Below are 21,546 nucleotides of genomic sequence, written 5' to 3' on the forward strand. Positions count from 1 at the left end.
AGGAATGCTTAATATGCTGTATCCGAGCGAAGAACAATTGTACGCCGCCATTGAGTGGCAGGACTGCTCAGCCGGGTTTGAAGATATTCGTTATCATAAATCCCGCGATGGTATCGCCAAGATCACCATTAACCGCCCTCAGGTACGCAATGCGTTCCGTCCCCAGACGGTAAAAGAGATGATTCAGGCGCTGGCCGATGCCCGTTATGACGATCATATCGGCGTGATTATTCTGACAGGAGAAGGGGATAAAGCCTTCTGTTCCGGTGGCGATCAGAAAGTGCGCGGCGACTACGGTGGCTATCAGGATAACAGCGGTGTGCATCATCTGAATGTGCTCGATTTCCAGCGCCAGATCCGTACCTGTCCAAAACCAGTTGTGGCAATGGTTGCAGGCTATTCCATTGGCGGTGGGCATGTATTGCATATGATGTGTGATTTGACCATAGCTGCAGACAACGCCATTTTTGGTCAGACGGGTCCGAAAGTCGGTTCTTTCGACGGCGGCTGGGGCGCAGCCTATATGGCACGCATCGTAGGGCAGAAAAAAGCGCGTGAAATCTGGTTCCTGTGCCGCCAGTACGATGCTAAACAAGCGTTGGACATGGGGCTGGTTAACACCGTGGTGCCTTTGGCCGATCTGGAAAAAGAAACCGTGCGTTGGTGTCGTGAAATGCTGGAAAACAGCCCAATGGCGCTGCGCTGTCTGAAAGCGGCGCTGAATGCTGACTGTGACGGTCAGGCCGGTCTGCAAGAGCTAGCGGGTAACGCCACGATGCTGTTCTACATGACTGATGAAGGTCAGGAAGGGCGTAACGCGTTTAACGAAAAACGCCAGCCGGACTTCAGCAAATTCAAGCGTAATCCGTAATGCGTCGGGCGAGTTTATATCGCTTTAGCCTGCCCATGGAGGCGGGCGTGATTCTGCGTAATCAACGGCTGAAAAGTCGCGATGGGCTATTGGTGGAACTGACCGAAGGCGAAAGCAGCGGCTGGGGGGAAATCTCCCCGCTGCCGGAATTCAGTCAGGAAACGCTGACTGAAGCCGAAGCGGGGACCCTGCAATGGTTACAGGCTTGGCTAAGCGGAGATCAACCGGCGGAAAGTCCGTTGCCTTCAGTGGCTTTTGGCCTGAGTTGTGCGCTGGCTGAGTTGGATCAGACATTGCCGGTACAGGCGGATTATCGTAAAGCCCCGTTGTGTAACGGCGATCCCGATGAGCTTTTTGACGTACTGATGGCGTTGCCCGGTGACAAAGTGGCAAAGGTCAAAGTCGGGCTATATGAAGCCGTCCGCGATGGGATGATCGTCAACGTATTGCTGGAAGCCTTGCCGGATCTCACTTTGCGTCTGGATGCCAATCGAAGCTGGACGCGTGCCAAAGCCGACGGATTTGCCAAATACGTCAATCCCGAACTGCGTTCCCGCATTGCTTTTCTGGAAGAACCTTGCAAAACCCGCGACGAATCCCGCGCTTTTGCTCGTGAAACCGGTATTGCTATCGCCTGGGATGAAAGCGTGCGCGAAGCTGATTTTCAGGTACAGGCCGAACCGGGCGTTGCGGCAATCGTGATCAAACCGACGCTGGTTGGCAGTATCGCCCGATGCCGACAATTGGTGCAACAGGCTCATCAGGCGGGCTTAGTCGCGGTGATCAGTTCCAGTATTGAATCCAGCCTCGGGTTATCGCAATTGGCTCGTTTGGCCAGTTGGTTAACGCCAGATACGGTGCCGGGTTTGGATACGCTGGATCTGATGCAGGCGCAGCTATTACGCCCATGGCCAGACAGTCAATTGCCGCTGATTCCGCTGGAACAGCTGGAATGCGTATGGCGCAGCTAAACCAATGGCCGTGGCGGCACTGGGCGGAGTTACAACCACAGAAAGAGGCGTTGCGGCTGGAAGGTCGGTCTATCAGTTGGCAACGGCTGGTGGCGGATATCGACGCCGTGGCGGCCAGCTTTCATCATCAGGGCGTGGTGGAAGGCCGTGGTGTTGCGGTCAGAGGGAAAAACAGTTATGCCTTGCTGTTGGCCTATCTGGGCGCTTTGCAGTGTGCCGCTCGCGTCCTGCCGCTCAATCCGCAGTTACCTGAAACGTTACTCAAACAGCTGCTTCCGGGGTTGGATATTGAGTTTATTTTCGATTCTCACGGGAGCGACTTAGCAGGCTTAGATTTAATTCCTCTGACCGACAGCGTGGCGTTGCCTGTAACGCCGCAGCCTTGGGATGGGCAGCGTTTAGCGACGCTAACCCTGACCTCAGGATCCTCCGGTTTGCCCAAAGCGGCAGTACATCGACTCGATGCTCATCTGGCTAGCGCGGAAGGGGTATTGAGTCTGATGTCTTTCCATACCGACGAGAGCTGGCTGCTGTCACTGCCGCTGTTCCATGTTTCCGGGCAGGGCATTATCTGGCGCTGGCTTAGCGTGGGTGCCACGTTAGTTATTCGTCCAATGCAATCATTATCTGAAGCGCTGGCGGGATGTACTCATGCATCACTGGTACCGACTCAGCTTTGGCGTTTATTGACTCAACCTTCGGATAAACTGAGCCTGACGGACGTATTGTTAGGTGGCGCTATGATTCCGACTGAACTGACCGAGCAGGCCGAAGCGCGGGGTATTCGCTGCTGGTGTGGTTATGGTTTGACGGAAGCGGCTTCCACAGTGTGCGCCAAGCGAGCCAATGGCAGTGCCGGGGTGGGCGTGGCGCTTTCCGGGCGACAGGTGAAGTTGGTGGATCAGGAAGTTTGGGTGAAGGGAGATTGTCTGGCCGCCGGTTATTGGCAGCGGGGGGAATTACTTCCTTTGACTGACGAAAACGGCTGGCTGCACACCCGCGATCGCGGTCAGTGGTTTGAAGACGAACTGCATATTTTGGGGCGGCTGGATAATCTGTTTTTCAGCGGTGGGGAAGGGATTCAACCGGAAGATGTTGAGCGCATTTTGCTGCGACATCCTCAGATTTATCAGGCATTTATCTTGCCGGTAGACGATAGCGAGTTTGGTCAGCGTCCGGTAGCGGTGATCGAAAGCGATCCCCAACTTTCATGGTCAGATCTGACCGATTGGCTGACACCGCAGGTAGCGCCATTTCAGCGTCCGGTGGCTTTCTATCGCTTACCCGAAGAATTGAAGAATGGCGGAATTAAGATCTCACGGCGTTCGGTGGGGGAGTGGTTAAGGTGATGTTTTTGTTTGCGAGTATTTTCGCGACCGGAAACCGAGATTGGATCCGTTCCGACAGCCCAATAGCCCCGAGTCTCCTCACTTGCCGTGAAGGTTTCCAAGCAGGGGGGCCGTCGGCCCAACCCTGAACCCGCACCTTGTGGATTGTTAAGGCTCGCGCTTACGAGCCTTAACTCGGTTGAGGCTGCAGAGGTGAGGTATTCACAACGAGAATACCAACCGAAACCTGATCCGATTTTAGAGTTGAACTTCCACCATAACGTTTTTTACCAGAGCGATATTAGTTTAGCCCTAGCGCCTTTTTCACACCCATTCCGTAGTCTGGATGTACTTGCTCAAATAGCGCTATCTGACGGCGTTGAATCTCCTCGGGCACCTGCGAAAGTTCCCCAGCGATACGGGTAAACATGCGCTGATGTTCTTCTGTGCTCAACAGGTTAAATAAGGCCCGTGGTTGACTAAAATAGTCATCGTCATCGCGGTGATTCCAGTGATCCGCCGCACCGGTCAGCGTTAATGGTGGTTCGCTAAAATCAGGCTGTTCCTGGAATAAACCGAAGCTGTTCGGCTCATAGGTGGCCGTATTGCTGCTGTTTCCGTCCACGCGCATTGCACCATCACGATGATAGTTGTGGAACGGGCATTTGGCGCCGTTAACCGGAATCTGATGGTGGTTAACGCCTAAACGGTAACGATGCGCATCGCCGTAGGAGAACAGGCGGCCTTGCAGCATTTTGTCCGGAGAGAAGCTAATGCCCGGTACCACGTTGGCCGGGTTGAACGCCGCTTGCTCCACTTCAGAGAAATAGTTCTCCGGGTTACGGTTCAATTCGAAATATCCGACGTCAATCAGCGGATAGTCACCGTGTGGCCAAACTTTGGTTAAATCGAACGGATTGTACGGCACTTCCGAGGCTTCGTGCTCTGGCATAATCTGCACTTGCAGATTCCAACGAGGGAAATCACCGCGCTCAATGGCTTCGTACAAATCGCGCTGAGAACTTTCCCGATCGGAACCGATCAGTTTTTCCGCTTCATCGTCCATCAGGTTTTCAATGCCCTGCTGGCAACGGAAATGGAATTTTACCCAATAACGCTCGTTCTGATTGTTGATAAAGCTAAAAGTATGGCTGCCGAAACCGTGCATATGACGGTAGGATTTTGGCAGGCCGCGATCGCTAAAATCGATAGTTAACTGGTGAAGTGATTCAGGAAGCTGGGAGAAGAAATCCCATTTGTAGGTTGGGTTCCGCAAGTTGGTTCGAGGATCACGTTTGACCACATGGTTCAAATCCGGGAATTTCAACGGGTCGCGCAGATAAAACACTGGCGTATCGTTGCCCACTAAGTCCCAGTTACCTTCTTCGGTATAAAACTTCATGGCAAACCCGCGAATATCCCGCTCTGCATCAGCAGCGCCGCGTTCACCGGCTACCGTTGAAAAACGCACGAACATATCGGTTTTCTTACCGATCTGAGAGAAAATCTTAGCGCGAGTATACTTAGTAATATCGTGAGTCACGGTAAAGGTACCGTAAGCGCCAGAGCCTTTGGCGTGCATACGGCGTTCAGGAATCACTTCCCGATCAAAGTGAGCTAATTTCTCAAGAAACCAGACATCTTGCAGTAACATCGGGCCGCGAGGGCCTGCGGTCACCACGTTATTGTTGTCGACAACGGGTGCGCCAGCTGCCGTAGTTAGTCCTTTCTTTTTGCTCATCATGTTCTCCAGTATCGCTGTTGAATTGACTGCGGGTGTTGAAATGAGTCTGAGTGAGAGACTCTGTCAAAAATTGGACTTATTGCCAGATGACAAAGAATGACTTTAGCGAATTGCCGCTGACTGTTCTTTGATCACCCCACTAGTTGTAGCTGTATAGATTGCCTTCGGCAAATAGGTATAGGTTATCGCTGGGATTAAATCTGCGGCAGGACGATTCATCGCATTTAGTTACAATCATATGAAATGATGAGTTATTTATTCGGTTTTTTCTGGCTTATTATGGAATGCTTTTCGGTTAAACTCGTGGCGGGAAAGGTCTGTCGGCAAGTTGCACGGCAGATAATTGAATAATAACGAGAGATTATATGAAAAAGACACTTATTGCCTGTACAGCAAGTTTGCTGTTTGTTGCAGGTTCAGCCAGCGCGATCAGCGTCACTGCAGAAGCAGGACGTCATTACACTAATCTCGGTGTCGGTATGGGCACCAACAGCGGCGGCCTGGCTGTGAGCGGTAACTGGGCGCGCAGCGATCACGACGGCGACATGGGAAGCTTGGGTCTGGGTTTTAACCTGCCAGTTGGTCCATTGATGGCGACCATTGGCGGTAAAGGTATCTATATGGCGCCTGAAGACGGTAAAAACGGCGGCGCAATTGCCGTTGGCGGCGGGTTAAGCTATCCGATAACCAAATCATTCACGTTGTACGGTGAAGGTTACGTCGCGCCAGAATCCATGACCAGTGGGATGAAATCCTACACCGAAGCGAACGCCGGTGTGCGTTGGAGCGTGATTCGCCCTCTGACGGTAGATGTGGGTTATCGCTACATCAATATGGAAGGGAAAGAAGGCCGTCGGGATAACCGTCTGGCGGATGGCATGTATATCGGAGCCGGTCTGAACTTCTGATTTAATTCGTTGAAAACAAAACGGGCGATGGGTGTGATACCCGCGCCCGTTTTTTTATCTGGAGATACTCGATTTTTATGTGGAGATGATAGGTATAAAACCTGTCACCTCAGGGTACTAACCCACGGCGGGTAATACCCCTGCGACAATACCGACCTGAATCGCAATCACGGTCACGCCGCAGGTAAATACCAGTGCCAGAGCCGGTTTACCGCCCCAAACACGATAGTTTTTTCCCTGATGCATCTGGCGGGCTTTCCAAGCCAATAACGAAGGCAAAATCAGCGCCAGAACCGATAGGGCAACGGCGGCAAAGCCCAGCGCCATGACAAATCCGCGTGGGTAAAACAGCGCGAACAGCAGCGGTGGCAGGAAGGTGATTACACCGGTTTGCAGACGACCGCGCACCGTATTACGACGCTTAAATAAATCTGCCAGATAATCGAATAATCCTAAGGCTACGCCGAGGAATGAAGTCGCCAGAGCCAAGTCGGCAAACAGGTGTACCGCCAGTTCAACGTGCGGTGAGGCGACGACTTCACGCACTGCCTGTAATAAACCGTTTAGACCGGCCTGCTGCGCCAGAATACCGACAAAGGTATGAGAAGAAATCGCGCCCAGCGTCGCTAATTGCCAGAAAATATAAGCGATTAACGGAATGGCGCTGCCAATGATAAACACCCAGCGCAGTTTGCGAATATTACCGCCCATATAATTGACGATACTCGGCACGCTGCCATGGAAGCCGAAAGAGGTAAAAATCACCGGAATGGCAGACAGCGCCAGCCCTTGCTCCAAAGGTAAGGTCAACAGGTTGGCTTTTTCCACGTGTGGCATCATTAATGCCAGCATAACCACGAGGAAAATAATTTTCGCGCTGAATAGGATTCGGTTAAATAAATCGACTGAATGGGTGCCAATGCACACCACTCCACCGGCTATCAATGTGAATAGCAGTACGCCGAGATAGGTCGGGAAGCTTTGTTCCGTCCATTGGCTAATACTGGTAGCCAAAAGCTCACCGGCGCCGCTGATATAGGCAGAGGTCAGTGCGTACATCAAAAACATCATGCTAAAGCCGGTTAACCACTGGCCACGGCTGCCCAGATAGCGTTTGGCCAAAGTGCCCAGACCGGTATCGGCAGCTTCGTGTTGATATACTTCAACCAACAATAATGCGGTGTAGCACATCAATAGCCAAAGTGAGACCAGAAGGGTCAAGGTTATGCTGAAACCCACGCCAGCGGCAGCAAGCGGCATTGCCAGCATCCCTGCACCAATAGTGGTTCCCGCCACGATAAAAATACTGCCAAGAGTGCGATTCTTCACGCTTTCCTCTGCTAACCGACATTTTATTGAAATTATTGAGTGCAGCAGAGTAGATGATCCTATTAATTCTGTCAAATCGACGTTACAAGTAGTGTAAGTTTATGTTTACACTTGATCGTTGATTGATTTATCAGGTTTTAATACAGAGCTGCTGCGGGCGTGGTGGAAAGCGTGGAAAAGATTGTGTTTCACCGAGGCTGTTCTTAAAGTGTGAGTAAGGGAATTTGCGGAGAGAGAAATGCTGAGAATTGAGATGTTAAGCACCGGCGATGAAGTATTGCACGGGCAAATTGTAGACACCAACGCCGCCTGGCTGGCGGACTATCTGTTTACTCAAGGATTGCCGATGAGCAGCCGGGAAACGGTAGGAGACGATCTGGAGGCGCTCATTGCCGTACTGTTGGAACGCAGCCATGTAGCCGATGTTTTGATCGTCAACGGCGGGTTGGGGCCGACCAGCGACGATTTAAGCGCGCTGGCCGCAGCGCGTGCCTGCGGCGTGGAACTGATCGAACATCCTCAATGGATTGCCCGTATGGAAGCGTTTTTCGCCGAGCGTGGAAGAGTGATGTCCGCCACTAATCGCAAACAGGCACATATACCGGCCAACGCAGAAATGCTGGATAACCCCGTGGGAACTGCCTGCGGTTTTGCGTTCAAACTGAATAAATGTCAGATGTTTTTCACACCGGGTGTACCGTCTGAATTCAAAGTGATGGTCGAGCAGCAGATTGTGCCGCGTTTGCGGGCAAGCTATCCGCAGACTGCGCCACCGCTTTGTTTACGTATGACCACCTTTGGTCGTTCGGAAAGCGATCTGGCGATGGAGCTAGACCCACTGCCGCTGCCAGAAGGCGTGGTGCTAGGTTATCGTTCTTCCGCACCTATTATTGAGCTGAAACTGACAGGCCCGGCTTCACAGCGTTCGGCGATGGAAGACGTCTGGCAGCAGGTGCGTCAGGTGGCCGGTGAAAGCCTGATTTATGAAGGCACAGAGGGATTACCCACGTTGATCGCCGGGCAGTTGAATCAGCGCGGATTAACGTTGGCGCTCAGTGAGCAATTTACCGGCGGACTGATCAATCTACAGCTACAAAGCGTGCAGGCACCTTTAGCCGGTGGGGAATTGCTACCGTTATCCTGTGTGGAAACTTTGCCTGAGCTAGCCGCTCGCGCTCAGTCGTTGGCTGCCCTGTGCGGTGCGCCGTTGGTATTGGCGGTTAGCGCAATGAAAGGTGAAAATCTTAGCATAGCCTTACATACACCAAACGGCACTTTCGGTCAGACGGTACGCTATCAGGCCAGTCGTCACGGGTTAATCATTCGACAGGAAACGAGCGCGATGCTGGGCCTGGAAATGTTGCGTCGCTGGCTGGCAGGAGGCAAAGTCTGCGGCCAGCACGGCTGGTTGACGGTGATTGAAATGCTGTGATCTCATGGCGCAAATAAAAAAGCAGACAGTGCCATCACGCTGTCTGCTTTTTATCTAATTTTCGTCGGTTTTCATTGCCACCGGGGATTATTTTTCCTGCGCGCTGTGTACGTCTTTACTGGCTTCCCACAGACGATATTTTACTTCCACGCCTTGTGGCACATATACCACGATTGGCAGGCGGCTGTTATAACGCTGCATGGTATTGCTACCCAGATTGGCGGTAACAAATGCCTGATGGTTAGCGCTTTCTGGGCATGCCATCGTGGTTGATATACCTTCGGAGATTTCATTCATTACCAGATAGTCGTAACCCCAACCCTCCAGAGTATGGGATTTTAATTTTCCGCCCAACATATGGCGGTTACAGTCAACTTCCAGATTTTTGCCAATCAGCAATTCAACTTTAAAGCGATCTTCATCTGGCCGCTGCGGCAGATAAATAACTTGGCGGCTCATACCGGTTTCAGCGGCAGGGAAGGGAGCGATCTTTTCCAGCGGCTGCTGTTCTGGTGCCGTATTGTCTGCGGCGATTGCTCCGGCGGAGGCCGCAAGCAGTAAACCGGCGATCAGGGAAAATGCTTTATTCATATTGATTTCTCCTTGCGATTAATGCAGATAATTTTAACACAAAAGTATCATAAGATTAGTCAGTATAATTGGTTAGAATCATATTAGTCATGGATGATTATATCCCTATTCTTTCGTTGAAGCTCAGAATATAATTTTACAATGCTCGTTTTATAAAATGAAAAAAATCAACCATGTCTTATTATACCTCCTCAGAATAGTGCAGGTATGTATATTCCCAATGATTCTTATGATGCGTGATTTTATATTTATGCCATTGATGAATGAGCGTTTTTATATATTAATTTTTTGTAAAAAGGAGAGGCTATGAATGTTGGTATGACATCAGGGGTTTATAAGATTAATAATTCAATGGAGAACGTCGCTGAAATTAAAAGTGGTTCCCAGTTCACCCATTCGTTGGCTAAATTATTAACTAACGTTAAAAATGTCTATAATTCACTTGTTACTTCGGTTAGGTCATCAGCGGTATCGAAAGGAGAAGATAAAAATCCCCCTGAAATGAAATCAGAAGGACTATTACAAAGATTTCTAACCGGAATTAAACTGTTATTTGGCTCTTTACCCACATCCTGTAATGTCGATAAACCCAAATTATCAGCAGCCAGTTTTACGTTAAATAGTCTATTTGATATTAAGGAAGGAGAACGCGGTGGTGGAGTTGAACAACTTTGTAAGAAAATAAAAGAGACCGCAAAGCATGAAGATATTCTTGCTATGTTCAGGATGTCACCGTCAAGCGATGATGCTCAAGAAATAAAACAAAAAAGTTTTGGCTTTGAACAATTTTGTTCAAGTCAGTATTGTACACCTGAAATTTTGTCCTCAATTTTCAAAAAAGAAATGAGCCATCTTTTGCCTAAAATAGATAATAATGATTTTAAGCGTCTTCCTGATATTAATCCCGACAATAAAAAAACGCTTGATGATTGCAAAGACGCGGTACGGAATATCTTGATAGAGAAAATTAATCAGATGCCGGCGGATAAAATAAAACTTGTAGTTATGATGCTCAACACGCTAGCAGAAGTTAAAAAAGTGGCAATAGACAAAGAGGTCCACACACTCAGAGACATCAATGGACTTAACCGTTATGTCATTCCCCATTTGATTGGTGATGATCTTGAATCTCGTTATTTAGAAAAAATCCCCGGAACCAATAAGATGATGAAGGATGATATCGAAGCTAAGTTAACTACGCCATTTAATCACTGGCAACATCTATCCATAGATCAATCTGGTTGCGTAAGTGTAGTTAACTGAGATAAAAAATTCGGTGGTTATAGCTTAATAAAAAACCGCGCTTAGGGGGCGCGGTCTCAGCTTATTTTATGTTTTCGGATTTTTATCGGTCTGTCTGAAATCAGTGCGCGGCAGACTAAATTTCCAGCTCAATATCGCCCACCGGCTGGCAGCAGCAGGGGAGAATCTCCCCTTCTTGCACAAAGGCCAGCGGTTGCTGGGCGTAGCAAACTTCGCCTTTTAGCAAACGGATACGACAAGAACCGCAATAGCCAGAGCGGCATTGGTATTCGACCTGAATCTGATGCTGCTCCAGCACTTCCAACAGGTTGGATTGATTATCGGGATAGGGCAACTGCGTACCTGAAGTACGCAGATTGATAATAGATTTTTCCATACAATTAAAGCTGGAAATCACTCAAATCGTCGGCGCTGACTTCGGAATCAATCTGACCGACCAGATAGGAGCTAACTTCCACTTCCTGCGGGGCAACCTGCACATTATCTGACACTAACCAGGAGTTAATCCATGGAATTGGGTTGGTGCGGGTTTTAAACGGAATGCCTAACCCTACGGCCTGCATACGGATATTGGTGATGTATTCCACGTATTGGCACAAAATATCTTTATTCAGGCCGATCATGGAACCGTCGCGGAACAGGTATTCTGCCCATTCTTTTTCTTGCTGAGCGGCCAGTACAAATAGGTCGTAGCACTGTTGCTGACATTCTTCCGCAATTTCAGCCATTTCCGGATCGTCTGCACCGGAGCGCATCAGATTAAGAATATGTTGAGTGCCGGTCAGATGCAGAGCTTCGTCGCGGGCAATCATTTTGATGATCTTGGCGTTGCCCTCCATCAGTTCGCGCTCGGCGAAGGCGAAAGAGCAGGCGAAGCTAACGTAGAAGCGAATAGCTTCCAGCGCATTGACGCTCATCAGGCACAGATACAGCTGCTTTTTCAGCTCACGCAGGTTAACGACCACGGTTTTACCGTTGACCTGATGGGTGCCTTCTCCCAACAAATGGTAATAGCTGGTCATTTCAATCAGATCATCGTAATAAGCCGAAATGTCTTTAGCGCGTTTCAGAATCTCTTCATTTGTCACGATATCGTCAAATACCACCGCCGGATCGTTCACGATATTGCGAATGATATGGGTGTAAGAACGAGAGTGAATAGTTTCCGAGAACGACCAAGTTTCTACCCAGGTTTCCAGTTCAGGAATGGAAATCAGCGGCAGTAAAGCCACGTTCGGGCTACGACCTTGAATGGAGTCCAGCAGCGTTTGATATTTCAGGTTGCTGATAAAAATGTGTTTTTCGTGTTCCGGCAACGCATTGTAATCGATGCGATCGCGGGAAACGTCAATCTCTTCGGGACGCCAGAAGAAAGACAGTTGCTTTTCAATCAGCTTCTCGAAAATTGGGTGTTTCTGTTGGTCGAAACGTGCCACGTTAACGGACTGACCAAGAAACATGGGTTCGAGTAACTGGTTGTTTTTGTTCTGAGAAAAAGTGGTATAGGCCATGATGTCCTCGAGGATATCGCAAAAGGCAAAAAGAAATAGCCCTCAGGATGACTCGATTTTTGCGCGGACGAAACGGCAGGGCGCAAAATGATCAACCGCCAGCCAATCGCTGAATGGATTGTCCGGCGGGAGGGCCTTAACTAAAAATTAAATCTTACACGCACCGCCTTCGCAGTCGTCGTCTCCTGGCTGACCCTGAATGTCTTCCTGCACATCGTCAGCACCGTCGCGGGTGTTTTGATAATACAGCGTCTTCACACCAAATTTATAGGTGGTCAGCAGGTCTTTTAGCAATTGCTTCATCGGCACTTTGCCTGATGGGAAACGGGCCGGATCGTAATTGGTATTCGCTGAAATCGCTTGATCGACGAATTTTTGCATTAAACCGACCAGTTGCAGGTAGCCATCATTATTTGGCATTTCCCACAGCAGTTCGTAAGCATCTTTCAGGCGTTCATACTCAGGTACAACCTGACGCAGAATACCGTCTTTCGAGGCTTTGATGCTGACATAGCCGCGCGGTGGCTCAATACCGTTGGTAGCATTAGAGATCTGCGAAGAAGTCTCTGACGGCATCAGGGCAGACAGCGTGGAGTTACGCAGGCCGAATTCCTGAATATCTTTACGCAGCGTTTCCCAATCGTAGTGCAGCGGCTCATCGCTGATCGCGTCCAAATCCTTCTTATAGGTATCGATCGGCAGAATACCTTGAGAATAAGTGGTTTCGTTAAACCACTGGCATGCGCCTTGCTCACGCGCCAACTGGTTAGAAGCTTTCAGCAGGTAATACTGAATGGCTTCAAAAGTACGGTGAGTCAGGTTATTCGCGCTGCCATCGGAGTAACGCACGCCGTTTTTCGCCAGATAGTAAGCGTAGTTAATCACGCCGACGCCCAAAGTACGACGACCCATCGCGCCACGGCGAGCCGCTTCGATCGGATAATCCTGATAGTCCAGTAATGCATCCAGCGCGCGAACGGCCAGAATAGCCAAGTCTTCTAATTCATCCAGACTATCAATTGCGCCGAGGTTGAAGGCAGACAGCGTACAAAGCGCAATTTCACCGTTCGGATCGTTGATGTCGTTCAGCGGTTTGGTCGGCAGCGCGATTTCCAAGCACAGGTTAGACTGGCGTACCGGTGCAATCTTCGGATCAAACGGGCTGTGTGTGTTGCAATGGTCAACGTTCTGAATATAGATACGGCCAGTTGACGCACGTTCCTGCATCATCAGGGAGAACAGTTCCACCGCTTTGACGCGTTGTTGACGGATGCTGCTGTCCTGCTCGTACTGGGTATACAGACGTTCGAATTCTTCCTGATCGGCGAAGAAGGCGTCATACAGCCCTGGTACGTCGGACGGGCTGAATAAAGTGATGTCGCCGCCTTGCAGCAGACGTTGATACATCAGCTTGTTGATTTGTACGCCGTAATCCATGTGGCGGACGCGGTTGCCTTCCACCCCACGGTTGTTTTTCAGCACCAGCAGGCTTTCAACTTCCAGATGCCACATTGGGTAGAACAGGGTGGCTGCGCCGCCGCGAACGCCGCCCTGCGAGCAGGATTTCACGGCGGTCTGGAAATGCTTGTAGAACGGGATACAGCCGGTGTGGAACGCTTCACCGCCGCGAATTGGGCTACCCAGCGCACGGATACGACCGGCGTTGATACCGATACCGGCGCGTTGAGAAACGTATTTCACTATGGCGCTAGAAGTGGCGTTAATAGAATCCAAGCTGTCGCCGCACTCGATTAGCACGCAAGAGCTGAACTGACGGGTAGGAGTACGCACGCCGGACATAATCGGCGTAGGCAGTGAGATCTTGAAGGTAGACACTGCATCATAGAAACGCTTGATGTAATCCATGCGGGTATCACGCGGGTAGCCGGAGAACAGGCAGGCCGCAACCAGGATGTACAGGAATTGGGCGCTTTCGTAGATTTCACCGGTAACGCGGTTCTGCACCAGATATTTACCTTCCAGCTGCTTAACCGCAGCGTAGGAGAAGTTCATATCGCGCCAGTGGTCAATAAAACCGTCCATCTGCTCGAAGTCTTCAGCGGTGTAGTCTTCCAGCAGATGCTTATCGTATTTGCCCATGTCGACCATTTTGCTGACGTGGTCAAACAGCTTTGGCGGCTCAAACTGACCGTAGGCTTTTTTACGCAGATGGAAAATCGCCAGACGCGCGGCCAGATATTGGTAATCCGGTGCGTCACGGGAGATCAAATCCGCTGCGGCTTTGATAATGGTTTCATGGATATCGGCGGTTTTGATGCCGTCATAAAACTGGATATGAGAACGCAATTCTACTTGAGATACTGAGACGTTATGTAAACCTTCCGCGGCCCAGTCGATGACTCGGTGGATTTTATCAAGGTTGATGCGCTCTTTGCTGCCATCGCGTTTAGTAACAAGTAGACTTTGGTTCATGTGTTCGTGACCTTTTTTCCCCTGTTCAGCCTACATAAAACACAAGTCTATGCTCTCCTTGATTGCAGTAATCATTGAGGGCAGTAGTGCATTGTTCAGTATGTAAACACTATATGTGGGGGTAGTATGTTGGTGAGATAACAAGATAGTGAGAAACGACGATTTTAGCAAGTGAACAAAACGGATGAATTGTGTGGATAACTTGGGGGTGAAATGTTACCAACGGCTTACAACCTGCGTCAGCACTGGAGATCTTGCACCCTCAGTCTGGGGGATAAGATTTTACCGAAAATCTTAAAAAATTGATCGTTTGACGCTTTATTAAACGTTAGAAAAAAACGCGATGAGGTATCTGTTTTCATGTCAAAAAAAGAGGCTTGAATCACATTTTTTTGTTGACGTCGTATAAATCAACGCATTTCGGATAGAAGCTGGTCAATCTGATAAAAACTCGGGCGACGTGCAATTGGCCGCCATCGCCCGTAAAGCCATAACTTATTCAAACATTACTCGTTAATCAAACACGACCCGTTAAGACTTTCTTGGCTCATTTGGGTGTGTAGCATGTAGTTGACGTCTACATTGCGACCAAGCTTAAAGTGATCGGTCAGAGGATTATAATGCAGGCCAATAATATGCTTTTCTCGCAGCGGAGTTTGGTCGATCCAACCGATCAATTCTGACGGACGAATGAATTTTTTCGAGTCGTGGGTGCCTTTCGGTACCATTTTCAAAATGAATTCAGCGCCAACTACCGCCATCAGCCAGGATTTGGTATTGCGGTTAATGGTAGAGAAGAATACGTGGCCGCCGGGTTTGACCAAACGGGCGCAGGCGCGAATTACCGAAGCCGGATCGGGAACGTGCTCAAGCATCTCCATGCAGGTCACGACATCGTATTGCTGCGGATGCGCTTCAGCGTGAGACTCGACGGTTTCCTGCACGTAATCCAGCTTGACGTCGGTTTCCAACGCGTGCAAACGAGCCACTTGCAGCGGCTCTGTGCCCATATCCAGCCCGGTGACAACTGCGCCTTCCCGCGCCATACTTTCCGCCAAAATGCCGCCGCCGCAGCCGACATCCAGAACTTTCTTACCGAAAATGCCGTCTGCGCGCTGCAAAATATAGTTCAGTCGCAACGGATTGATCCGATGAAGGGGTTTGAATTCACCTTCTAAATCCCACCAACGGGAGGCGACGGCCTCGAACTTGGCGATCTCGCTTTCATCAACGTTAGGGTGGTTTGCTGGGGTTTCTGCACGCATGGCTGAATATCACTCCTCTATCTCTTTGCGCGGATTATACATGCTCCCCGCAGATTGGCGCAGTTTTGTATCATCAGCCTAAGTTTCATCAGAAGCTTGTGGAACAAGAATTCGAGGATAAACTTGGCATATTCACGTCTGTAGTTTCCCCAAAATCTGCGGTTTGTGATATAGTTCCGTACCTTTGAATCCGGTAATTAGTAGAGGGATAGCGGCTCAATGAGCGACCTTGCCAGAGAAATAACACCGGTCAACATCGAAGAAGAGTTGAAAAACTCCTATTTGGATTATGCGATGTCCGTCATTGTGGGACGTGCGCTACCAGATGTTCGAGATGGATTGAAGCCGGTACACCGTCGCGTTCTGTTTGCGATGAATGTACTGGGTAACGACTGGAATAAACCATACAAAAAATCGGCCCGTGTAGTTGGGGACGTTATCGGTAAATATCACCCGCATGGTGACAGCGCGGTCTACGACACAATTGTGCGTATGGCTCAGCCGTTCTCACTGCGCTATATGCTGGTGGATGGGCAGGGCAACTTCGGTTCCGTTGACGGCGACTCCGCCGCGGCGATGCGTTATACCGAAGTGCGCATGTCAAAAATTGCTCACGAACTGCTGTCGGATCTGGAAAAAGATACCGTCGATTACGTGCCTAACTACGATGGCACCGAGCAGATTCCTGCCGTTATGCCAACTCGCATACCGAACCTGCTGGTCAACGGTGCGTCGGGTATTGCTGTCGGTATGGCAACCAACATTCCACCGCATAATCTTTCTGAGGTTATCGATGGCTGTCTGGCGTATATCGAAGATGAAAACATCACCATTGAAGGGTTGATGGAGTACATCCCAGGGCCAGACTTCCCAACAGGCGCCATTATCAATGGTCGCCGTGGCATTGAAGAAGCTTATCGTACTGGCCGTGGCAAAGTGTATGTCCGCGCCCGTGCTGAAGTGGAAGCTGATGCTAAAACCGGTCGCGAAACCATTATTGTTCACGAGATTCCGTATCAGGTGAACAAAGCGCGGTTGATTGAAAAAATCGCCGAGCTGGTGAAAGAGAAACGCGTCGAAGGCATCAGTGCACTGCGTGACGAGTCTGATAAAGACGGTATGCGCATTGTTATCGAAGTGAAACGCGACGCGGTAGGGGAAGTGGTTCTTAACAACCTGTATTCTCTGACTCAATTGCAGGTCACTTTCGGTATGAACATGGTTGCCTTGTCTCAGGGCCAGCCAAAATTACTGAATCTGAAAGATATTCTGGTGGCATTCGTGCGCCACCGCCGCGAAGTGGTTACGCGCCGGACTATCTTTGAACTGCGTAAAGCCCGCGACCGTGCTCATATCCTGGAAGCGCTGGCGATTGCACTGGCTAACATCGATCCGATTATCGAACTGATTCGCCGTGCGGCAACGCCAGCCGAAGCAAAAGCCGGTTTGATTGCCAATCCGTGGGAACTGGGTAACGTTGCCTCCATGCTCGAACGTGCTGGCGATGACGCCGCGCGCCCGGAATGGCTGGAACCAGAATTCGGTATCCGCGACGGTAAATATTACCTCACCGAGCAACAGGCTCAGGCGATTCTGGATCTGCGTTTGCAGAAACTGACCGGTCTGGAGCATGAAAAACTGCTGGATGAGTATAAAGAACTGCTGACTTTGATCGGTGAGCTGATCTTTATTCTGGAAAATCCAGAGCGTTTGATGGAAGTGATTCGTGAAGAATTAGTGGCGATTAAAGAACAGTACAGTGACGCACGTCGTACTGAAATTACCGCCAATACTTCCGATATCAACATCGAAGATCTGATCAGTCAGGAAGACGTGGTTGTGACGCTGTCCCATCAGGGTTACGTCAAATACCAGCCGCTTTCTGATTACGAAGCGCAGCGTCGCGGCGGTAAAGGTAAATCAGCAGCCCGTATCAAAGAAGAAGACTTCATCGATCGCCTGCTGGTTGCCAATACCCATGACACTATTTTGTGCTTCTCCAGCCGTGGTCGTCTGTACTGGATGAAGGTGTACCAATTGCCAGAAGCCAGCCGCGGTGCTCGTGGTCGCCCAATCGTTAACCTGCTACCGCTAGAGCCGAATGAGCGTATCACCGCTATTCTGCCGGTGAGGGAGTATGAAGAAGGCCGTCACGTCTTTATGGCAACCGCCAGCGGTACCGTGAAGAAAACTGCGCTGACCGAATTCAGCCGCCCTCGCAGCGCCGGTATTATTGCCGTCAATCTGAACGAAGGCGATGAGCTGATTGGCGTCGATCTGACCGATGGTAGCAACGAAGTCATGTTGTTCTCTACCGAAGGTAAAGTGGTTCGTTTCCCAGAAGAACAGGTTCGTTCGATGGGTCGTACCGCGACCGGTGTGCGCGGGATTAACCTGAACGGCGATGACCGTGTAGTGTCACTGATTATCCCTCGGGGTGACGGTGAGATTCTGACGGTGACAGAAAACGGCTACGGTAAACGCACGGCGGTAGAAGAATATCCTACTAAGTCTCGTGCAACGCAGGGTGTTATCTCCATCAAAGTCAGTGAGCGTAATGGTAAAGTGGTCGGTGCGGTTCAAGTTGCGCCAACTGACCAAATCATGATGATCACCGATGCCGGTACTTTGGTGCGTACTCGCGTTTCTGAAGTCAGCATTGTGGGCCGTAATACCCAGGGTGTGACGCTGATTCGTACTGCTGAAGACGAGCACGTTGTCGGCCTGCAACGCGTTGCAGAGCCAGAAGATGACGAGTTTGAGGATGACATCCTTGACGGTGAAGAAGGCAACGCAGAGAACGCTGAGCAGCCAGCAGCACCGGAAGATGATGCCTCCGACGCGTCGGAAGACGACAACGCATAACGTTAAAACAGGTGCGGAGAATCGCGCCTGTTATTGACTGCTGTGATGAAAAGACAAGCCAGCCTCAGTGCTGGCTTTTTTATGTGTTATCGGTAGTGTATTCTGTTAGCAGAACTGCCCATCCGGCAACGTTTTCACCATGGTATCCGATTGAAATATCTTTCTTCTTTTCGAACAACGCTAAAAATATCCCGCTATTTATTCCGGGTACTTGCCGTTATGCTGTGGTCGCTAGGCGCACTGCTGACTACCTTCTATATCCTGAATATTCTGAATGAGAAAAAATCAGATATTCGTCAGGAATATAATACCAATTTCGAACAGGCGCAGAATTACATCCGACATTCCGCTGATATTATCCGTGATATCAGATATATGGCAGAAAACCGCCTCACCGATCTCAGCAATTCCGTCGAGATACGCAGCAATGGCATGGTACATAAAGCCAGTGAGCCAAAATATTATCCGCTTAATGCCAACGCCGAATGTGGCGATCTGCGTTCTTCGTACCATTCTTCGCTGGAATCGCTGAGCGATCTGATTTTGTACTGGAAAGAGAACTTTGCCGCAGCCTATGACCTTAACCGGATCTTTTTCGTTGGCGCAGAAAGCCGCTGTCTGGTTGATTTCAATATTCGTAACACGCCGTTGGATCAGAAAAACCTGCTTTCCGCTATGCATGAGCATATGCAGAAATATATGGATGCGAAAAATCAGGATAAAGACAACACGCTGTACTTTGTGGTGCCCGGCGCACGCTCAGATACCGGTTTTCTTTATGTGCTCACGCCGGTGTTTATTGGCAATAAGCTGGAAGCGTTGATTGGCACTGAGCAGACGATTCGCCTGGAGGACTTTATCTCCACGGGAACCTTACCAATTGGCGTGACTTTGCTCGATCAGAATAATGAGCCGGTGCTGCGACTGGCTACCGGCGAACGCTATGCCTCTATGCTGGATGAATATCCGGACTCGCCGTCCTATTTTGGCTATGCAGATGATTATAACGACCTGATCCTGAAGAAGAACTTACTGCCTTCTTCGCTCAGTATTGCTTATTCACTGCCGGTGAAAACCGTGGTTGAGCGTTTTAAGATGTTGATTTTTAACGCGCTGCTACTCAACGCTTTGTCTGCGGTTGTGATTTTCACTTTAGCCTGGGTCTTTGAACGCAAAATGTTCCGCCCGGCAGAAAATAACGCTTCGCAGCTGGAAGAACATGAGCAATTTAACCGAAAAATCGTGGCTTCCGCGCCGGTGGGGATCAGCATTTTGCGGCTCAGCGATGGGACTAATATCCTGAGTAATGAGTTAGCTCATAACTATATTAATTTGCTGACCAATGAAGACCGGGAACGCATTACGCGAATTATCTGCGATCAGCAGGCTAATTTTGTCGATGTGATGACCAGTAATAACAATAACTTGCAAATCAGCTTCGTCCATTCCCGCTACCGTAATGAAGACGTGGCGATCTGCGTGCTGGTAGACGTCAGTTCGCGGGTAAAAATGGAAGAGTCGTTACAGGAGATGGCCGCCGCCGCTGAGCAGGCCAGCCAGTCCAAGTCCATGTTTTTGGCTACGGTTAGCCACGAATTGCGCACGCCGCTGTATGGCATTATCGGCAATTTGGATTTACTACAAACCAAGGAGCTGCCGCCGGGCGTAGACCGTTTAGTCACGGCGATGAATAACTCTTCCGGTTTACTGCTGAAAATCATCAGCGATATTTTGGATTTCTCCAAAATCGAGTCAGAACAGCTAAAAATCGAGCCTCAACCCTTCTCCTGCGTCGAAGTGATCACTCATATTGCCGCGAACTATTTGCCGCTAGTGGTGAAAAAACGGCTTGGCCTGTACTGCTTTATTGAGCCTAACGTTCCGGTCATGATGAACGGCGATCCGGTGCGTTTACAGCAGGTTATCTCCAATCTATTGAATAATGCCATTAAATTCACCGATACCGGCTGCATTATTGTGCAGGTCAGGCTGCATGGCCTGTATCTGGAATTCCGCGTGCAGGATACCGGCGTCGGTATTAACGGCAAAGAAATCACTCAGTTGTTCGATCCCTTCTTCCAGGTCGGCACTGGCGTTCAGCGCCACTTCCAGGGAACAGGTTTGGGTCTGGCGATCTGCGAAAAGCTGATCAACATGATGGACGGCGATGTTGAGGTGAATTCCGAGCCGGGTATCGGCAGCGTATTCTCAATCCGAATTCCGCTGTATAACGCGACGTTACCGACGCCTCCGACTGGCAAGTGCTGGAAGGGGAAGACTTTGCTGATGGAAGTGCGGAACGCGCGCCTCGAATCTTATCTGACCAGCCTGTTTTGCAGCTACGGCGCAGATATTCAGCGTTACAACGGTCAGGCAACCCGTGGTGATGAGGTACTGATTACCGATTATATTCCGCATGTCACCACACCGCTGTTGGCGCGAATTTATTTTTCTATCGAACATATTGGTTTACCACAGGAAACCCGGCCGGGCTACTGGATGATCAGCACGTCGACGTTGCTGGAAGCCGTTCCTCTATTGCATCGAATTTTACTGGATGTATCGATTATGACGTCCACGCCGTTGCAATTACCGGTGCTGGATAAAGATAATCAGGTGGATAATAGCGATATGCATATTCTGGTGGTAGATGACCATCCGATAAACCGTCGTTTATTAGCTGATCAGCTAACGTCCTTGGGTTATCAGGTGCTTACGGCTAATGACGGCGTTGATGCATTGACGGTATTGGGTGGCAATCATATTGATATCGTGCTGACAGATGTCAATATGCCAAATATGGATGGTTATCGCCTGACCCAGTGTCTGCGTGAACAGGCGCTGAATTTCCCCGTGATTGGTGTAACAGCTAATGCGCTAGCGGAAGAGAAGCAACGCTGTCTGGATGCGGGGATGGATGACTGTCTGGCTAAGCCGGTGACGCTGGATACGCTGCAACAAATGCTTAATCAATACAGTGAAAAGGTGCGGCAGGGGCGGTGAGTGGGTTTGAAATAATAAACCCAGCGTGAGAA

At 49.8% G+C, this 21,546-nt stretch carries 15 protein-coding genes; 8 read left to right on the plus strand and 7 right to left on the minus strand.

The window, feature by feature from the left end; all coding sequences use genetic code 11:
• Window positions 1-13: 13 nt before the first annotated feature.
• From menB to menE, 3 genes are read left to right on the plus strand one after another with little or no spacing between them, the layout of a single operon-like run.
• A complete protein-coding gene (gene menB, locus AD970_RS04065) occupies window positions 14-871 on the plus strand; it encodes a 1,4-dihydroxy-2-naphthoyl-CoA synthase (protein WP_049597052.1) in 858 nt (285 codons plus the stop codon).
• Complete coding sequence (menC, locus tag AD970_RS04070; protein ID WP_049597053.1) at window positions 871-1,842, plus strand: o-succinylbenzoate synthase; 972 nt, start codon at window positions 871-873, stop codon at window positions 1,840-1,842. The genes menB and menC overlap by 1 nt, the downstream gene beginning before the upstream one ends.
• Window positions 1,830-3,191 (plus strand): o-succinylbenzoate--CoA ligase, encoded by a 1,362-nt coding sequence (gene menE / locus AD970_RS04075; RefSeq protein ID WP_049597181.1) that lies wholly within the window; start codon window positions 1,830-1,832, stop codon window positions 3,189-3,191. Before menC ends, menE begins: the two co-directional genes overlap by 13 nt.
• Window positions 3,192-3,471: 280 nt before the next feature.
• Here menE and katA read toward each other — a convergent pair whose 3' ends face one another.
• Window positions 3,472-4,911 carry a catalase KatA gene (gene katA / locus AD970_RS04080; protein ID WP_167337479.1) on the minus strand — a complete coding sequence of 480 codons (1,440 nt, stop codon included), beginning with the start codon at window positions 4,909-4,911 and terminating at the stop codon, window positions 3,472-3,474.
• A gap of 368 nt (window positions 4,912-5,279) precedes the next feature.
• Here katA and AD970_RS04085 point away from each other — a divergent pair, with 368 nt between their 5' ends.
• Window positions 5,280-5,822 (plus strand): YfaZ family outer membrane protein, encoded by a 543-nt coding sequence (locus AD970_RS04085; protein ID WP_049597055.1) that lies wholly within the window; start codon window positions 5,280-5,282, stop codon window positions 5,820-5,822.
• A gap of 117 nt (window positions 5,823-5,939) precedes the next feature.
• On the opposite strand, the gene tyrP is transcribed toward AD970_RS04085, so the two are convergent.
• A complete protein-coding gene (tyrP, locus tag AD970_RS04090; protein WP_049597056.1) occupies window positions 5,940-7,151 on the minus strand; it encodes a tyrosine transporter TyrP in 1,212 nt (403 codons plus the stop codon).
• A 238-nt stretch (window positions 7,152-7,389) separates the two neighbouring features.
• Here tyrP and AD970_RS04095 point away from each other — a divergent pair, with 238 nt between their 5' ends.
• The gene (locus AD970_RS04095; protein WP_049597057.1) at window positions 7,390-8,583 is read left to right on the plus strand and encodes a nicotinamide mononucleotide deamidase-related protein YfaY; all 1,194 of its coding nucleotides are present in this window, start codon (window positions 7,390-7,392) and stop codon (window positions 8,581-8,583) included.
• Window positions 8,584-8,670: 87 nt separating this feature from the next.
• Here the strand turns inward: AD970_RS04095 and eco are convergent, their stop codons facing one another.
• Entirely contained in the window at window positions 8,671-9,174 is a 504-nt protein-coding gene (gene eco, locus AD970_RS04100; protein ID WP_049597058.1) for a serine protease inhibitor ecotin, read from the minus strand.
• A 306-nt stretch (window positions 9,175-9,480) separates the two neighbouring features.
• Between eco and AD970_RS04105 the strand changes: the two genes are divergently transcribed.
• Complete coding sequence (locus AD970_RS04105) at window positions 9,481-10,437, plus strand: hypothetical protein (RefSeq protein ID WP_049597059.1); 957 nt, start codon at window positions 9,481-9,483, stop codon at window positions 10,435-10,437.
• 115 nt (window positions 10,438-10,552) lie between these two features.
• Here AD970_RS04105 and yfaE read toward each other — a convergent pair whose 3' ends face one another.
• The 4 genes from yfaE to ubiG all read right to left on the minus strand — a co-directional run bounded on the left by yfaE (window position 10,553) and on the right by ubiG (window position 15,646).
• Window positions 10,553-10,813, minus strand: a complete 261-nt coding sequence (gene yfaE, locus AD970_RS04110; protein ID WP_049597060.1) for a class I ribonucleotide reductase maintenance protein YfaE — start codon at window positions 10,811-10,813, stop codon at window positions 10,553-10,555.
• Window positions 10,814-10,817: 4 nt separating this feature from the next.
• The gene (gene nrdB, locus AD970_RS04115; RefSeq protein ID WP_049597061.1) at window positions 10,818-11,948 is read right to left on the minus strand and encodes a class Ia ribonucleoside-diphosphate reductase subunit beta; all 1,131 of its coding nucleotides are present in this window, start codon (window positions 11,946-11,948) and stop codon (window positions 10,818-10,820) included.
• Window positions 11,949-12,095: 147 nt separating this feature from the next.
• Window positions 12,096-14,381: a class 1a ribonucleoside-diphosphate reductase subunit alpha gene (gene nrdA / locus AD970_RS04120; protein WP_049597062.1), complete on the minus strand. Its 2,286-nt coding sequence runs from the start codon at window positions 14,379-14,381 to the stop codon at window positions 12,096-12,098.
• 506 nt (window positions 14,382-14,887) lie between these two features.
• Complete coding sequence (gene ubiG, locus AD970_RS04125) at window positions 14,888-15,646, minus strand: bifunctional 2-polyprenyl-6-hydroxyphenol methylase/3-demethylubiquinol 3-O-methyltransferase UbiG (RefSeq protein WP_049597063.1); 759 nt, start codon at window positions 15,644-15,646, stop codon at window positions 14,888-14,890.
• A gap of 219 nt (window positions 15,647-15,865) precedes the next feature.
• Here ubiG and gyrA point away from each other — a divergent pair, with 219 nt between their 5' ends.
• Both gyrA and rcsC read left to right on the plus strand, forming a co-directional pair.
• Window positions 15,866-18,511, plus strand: a complete 2,646-nt coding sequence (gene gyrA, locus AD970_RS04130) for a DNA topoisomerase (ATP-hydrolyzing) subunit A (RefSeq protein ID WP_049597064.1) — start codon at window positions 15,866-15,868, stop codon at window positions 18,509-18,511.
• Between the two features lie 150 nt (window positions 18,512-18,661).
• Window positions 18,662-21,514: a two-component system sensor histidine kinase RcsC gene (rcsC, locus tag AD970_RS04135; RefSeq protein ID WP_049597065.1), complete on the plus strand. Its 2,853-nt coding sequence runs from the start codon at window positions 18,662-18,664 to the stop codon at window positions 21,512-21,514.
• Window positions 21,515-21,546 lie beyond the last annotated feature (32 nt).

This window comes from Yersinia nurmii (genome assembly GCF_001112925.1).
Taxonomy (GTDB): Bacteria; Pseudomonadota; Gammaproteobacteria; order Enterobacterales; family Enterobacteriaceae; genus Yersinia; species Yersinia nurmii.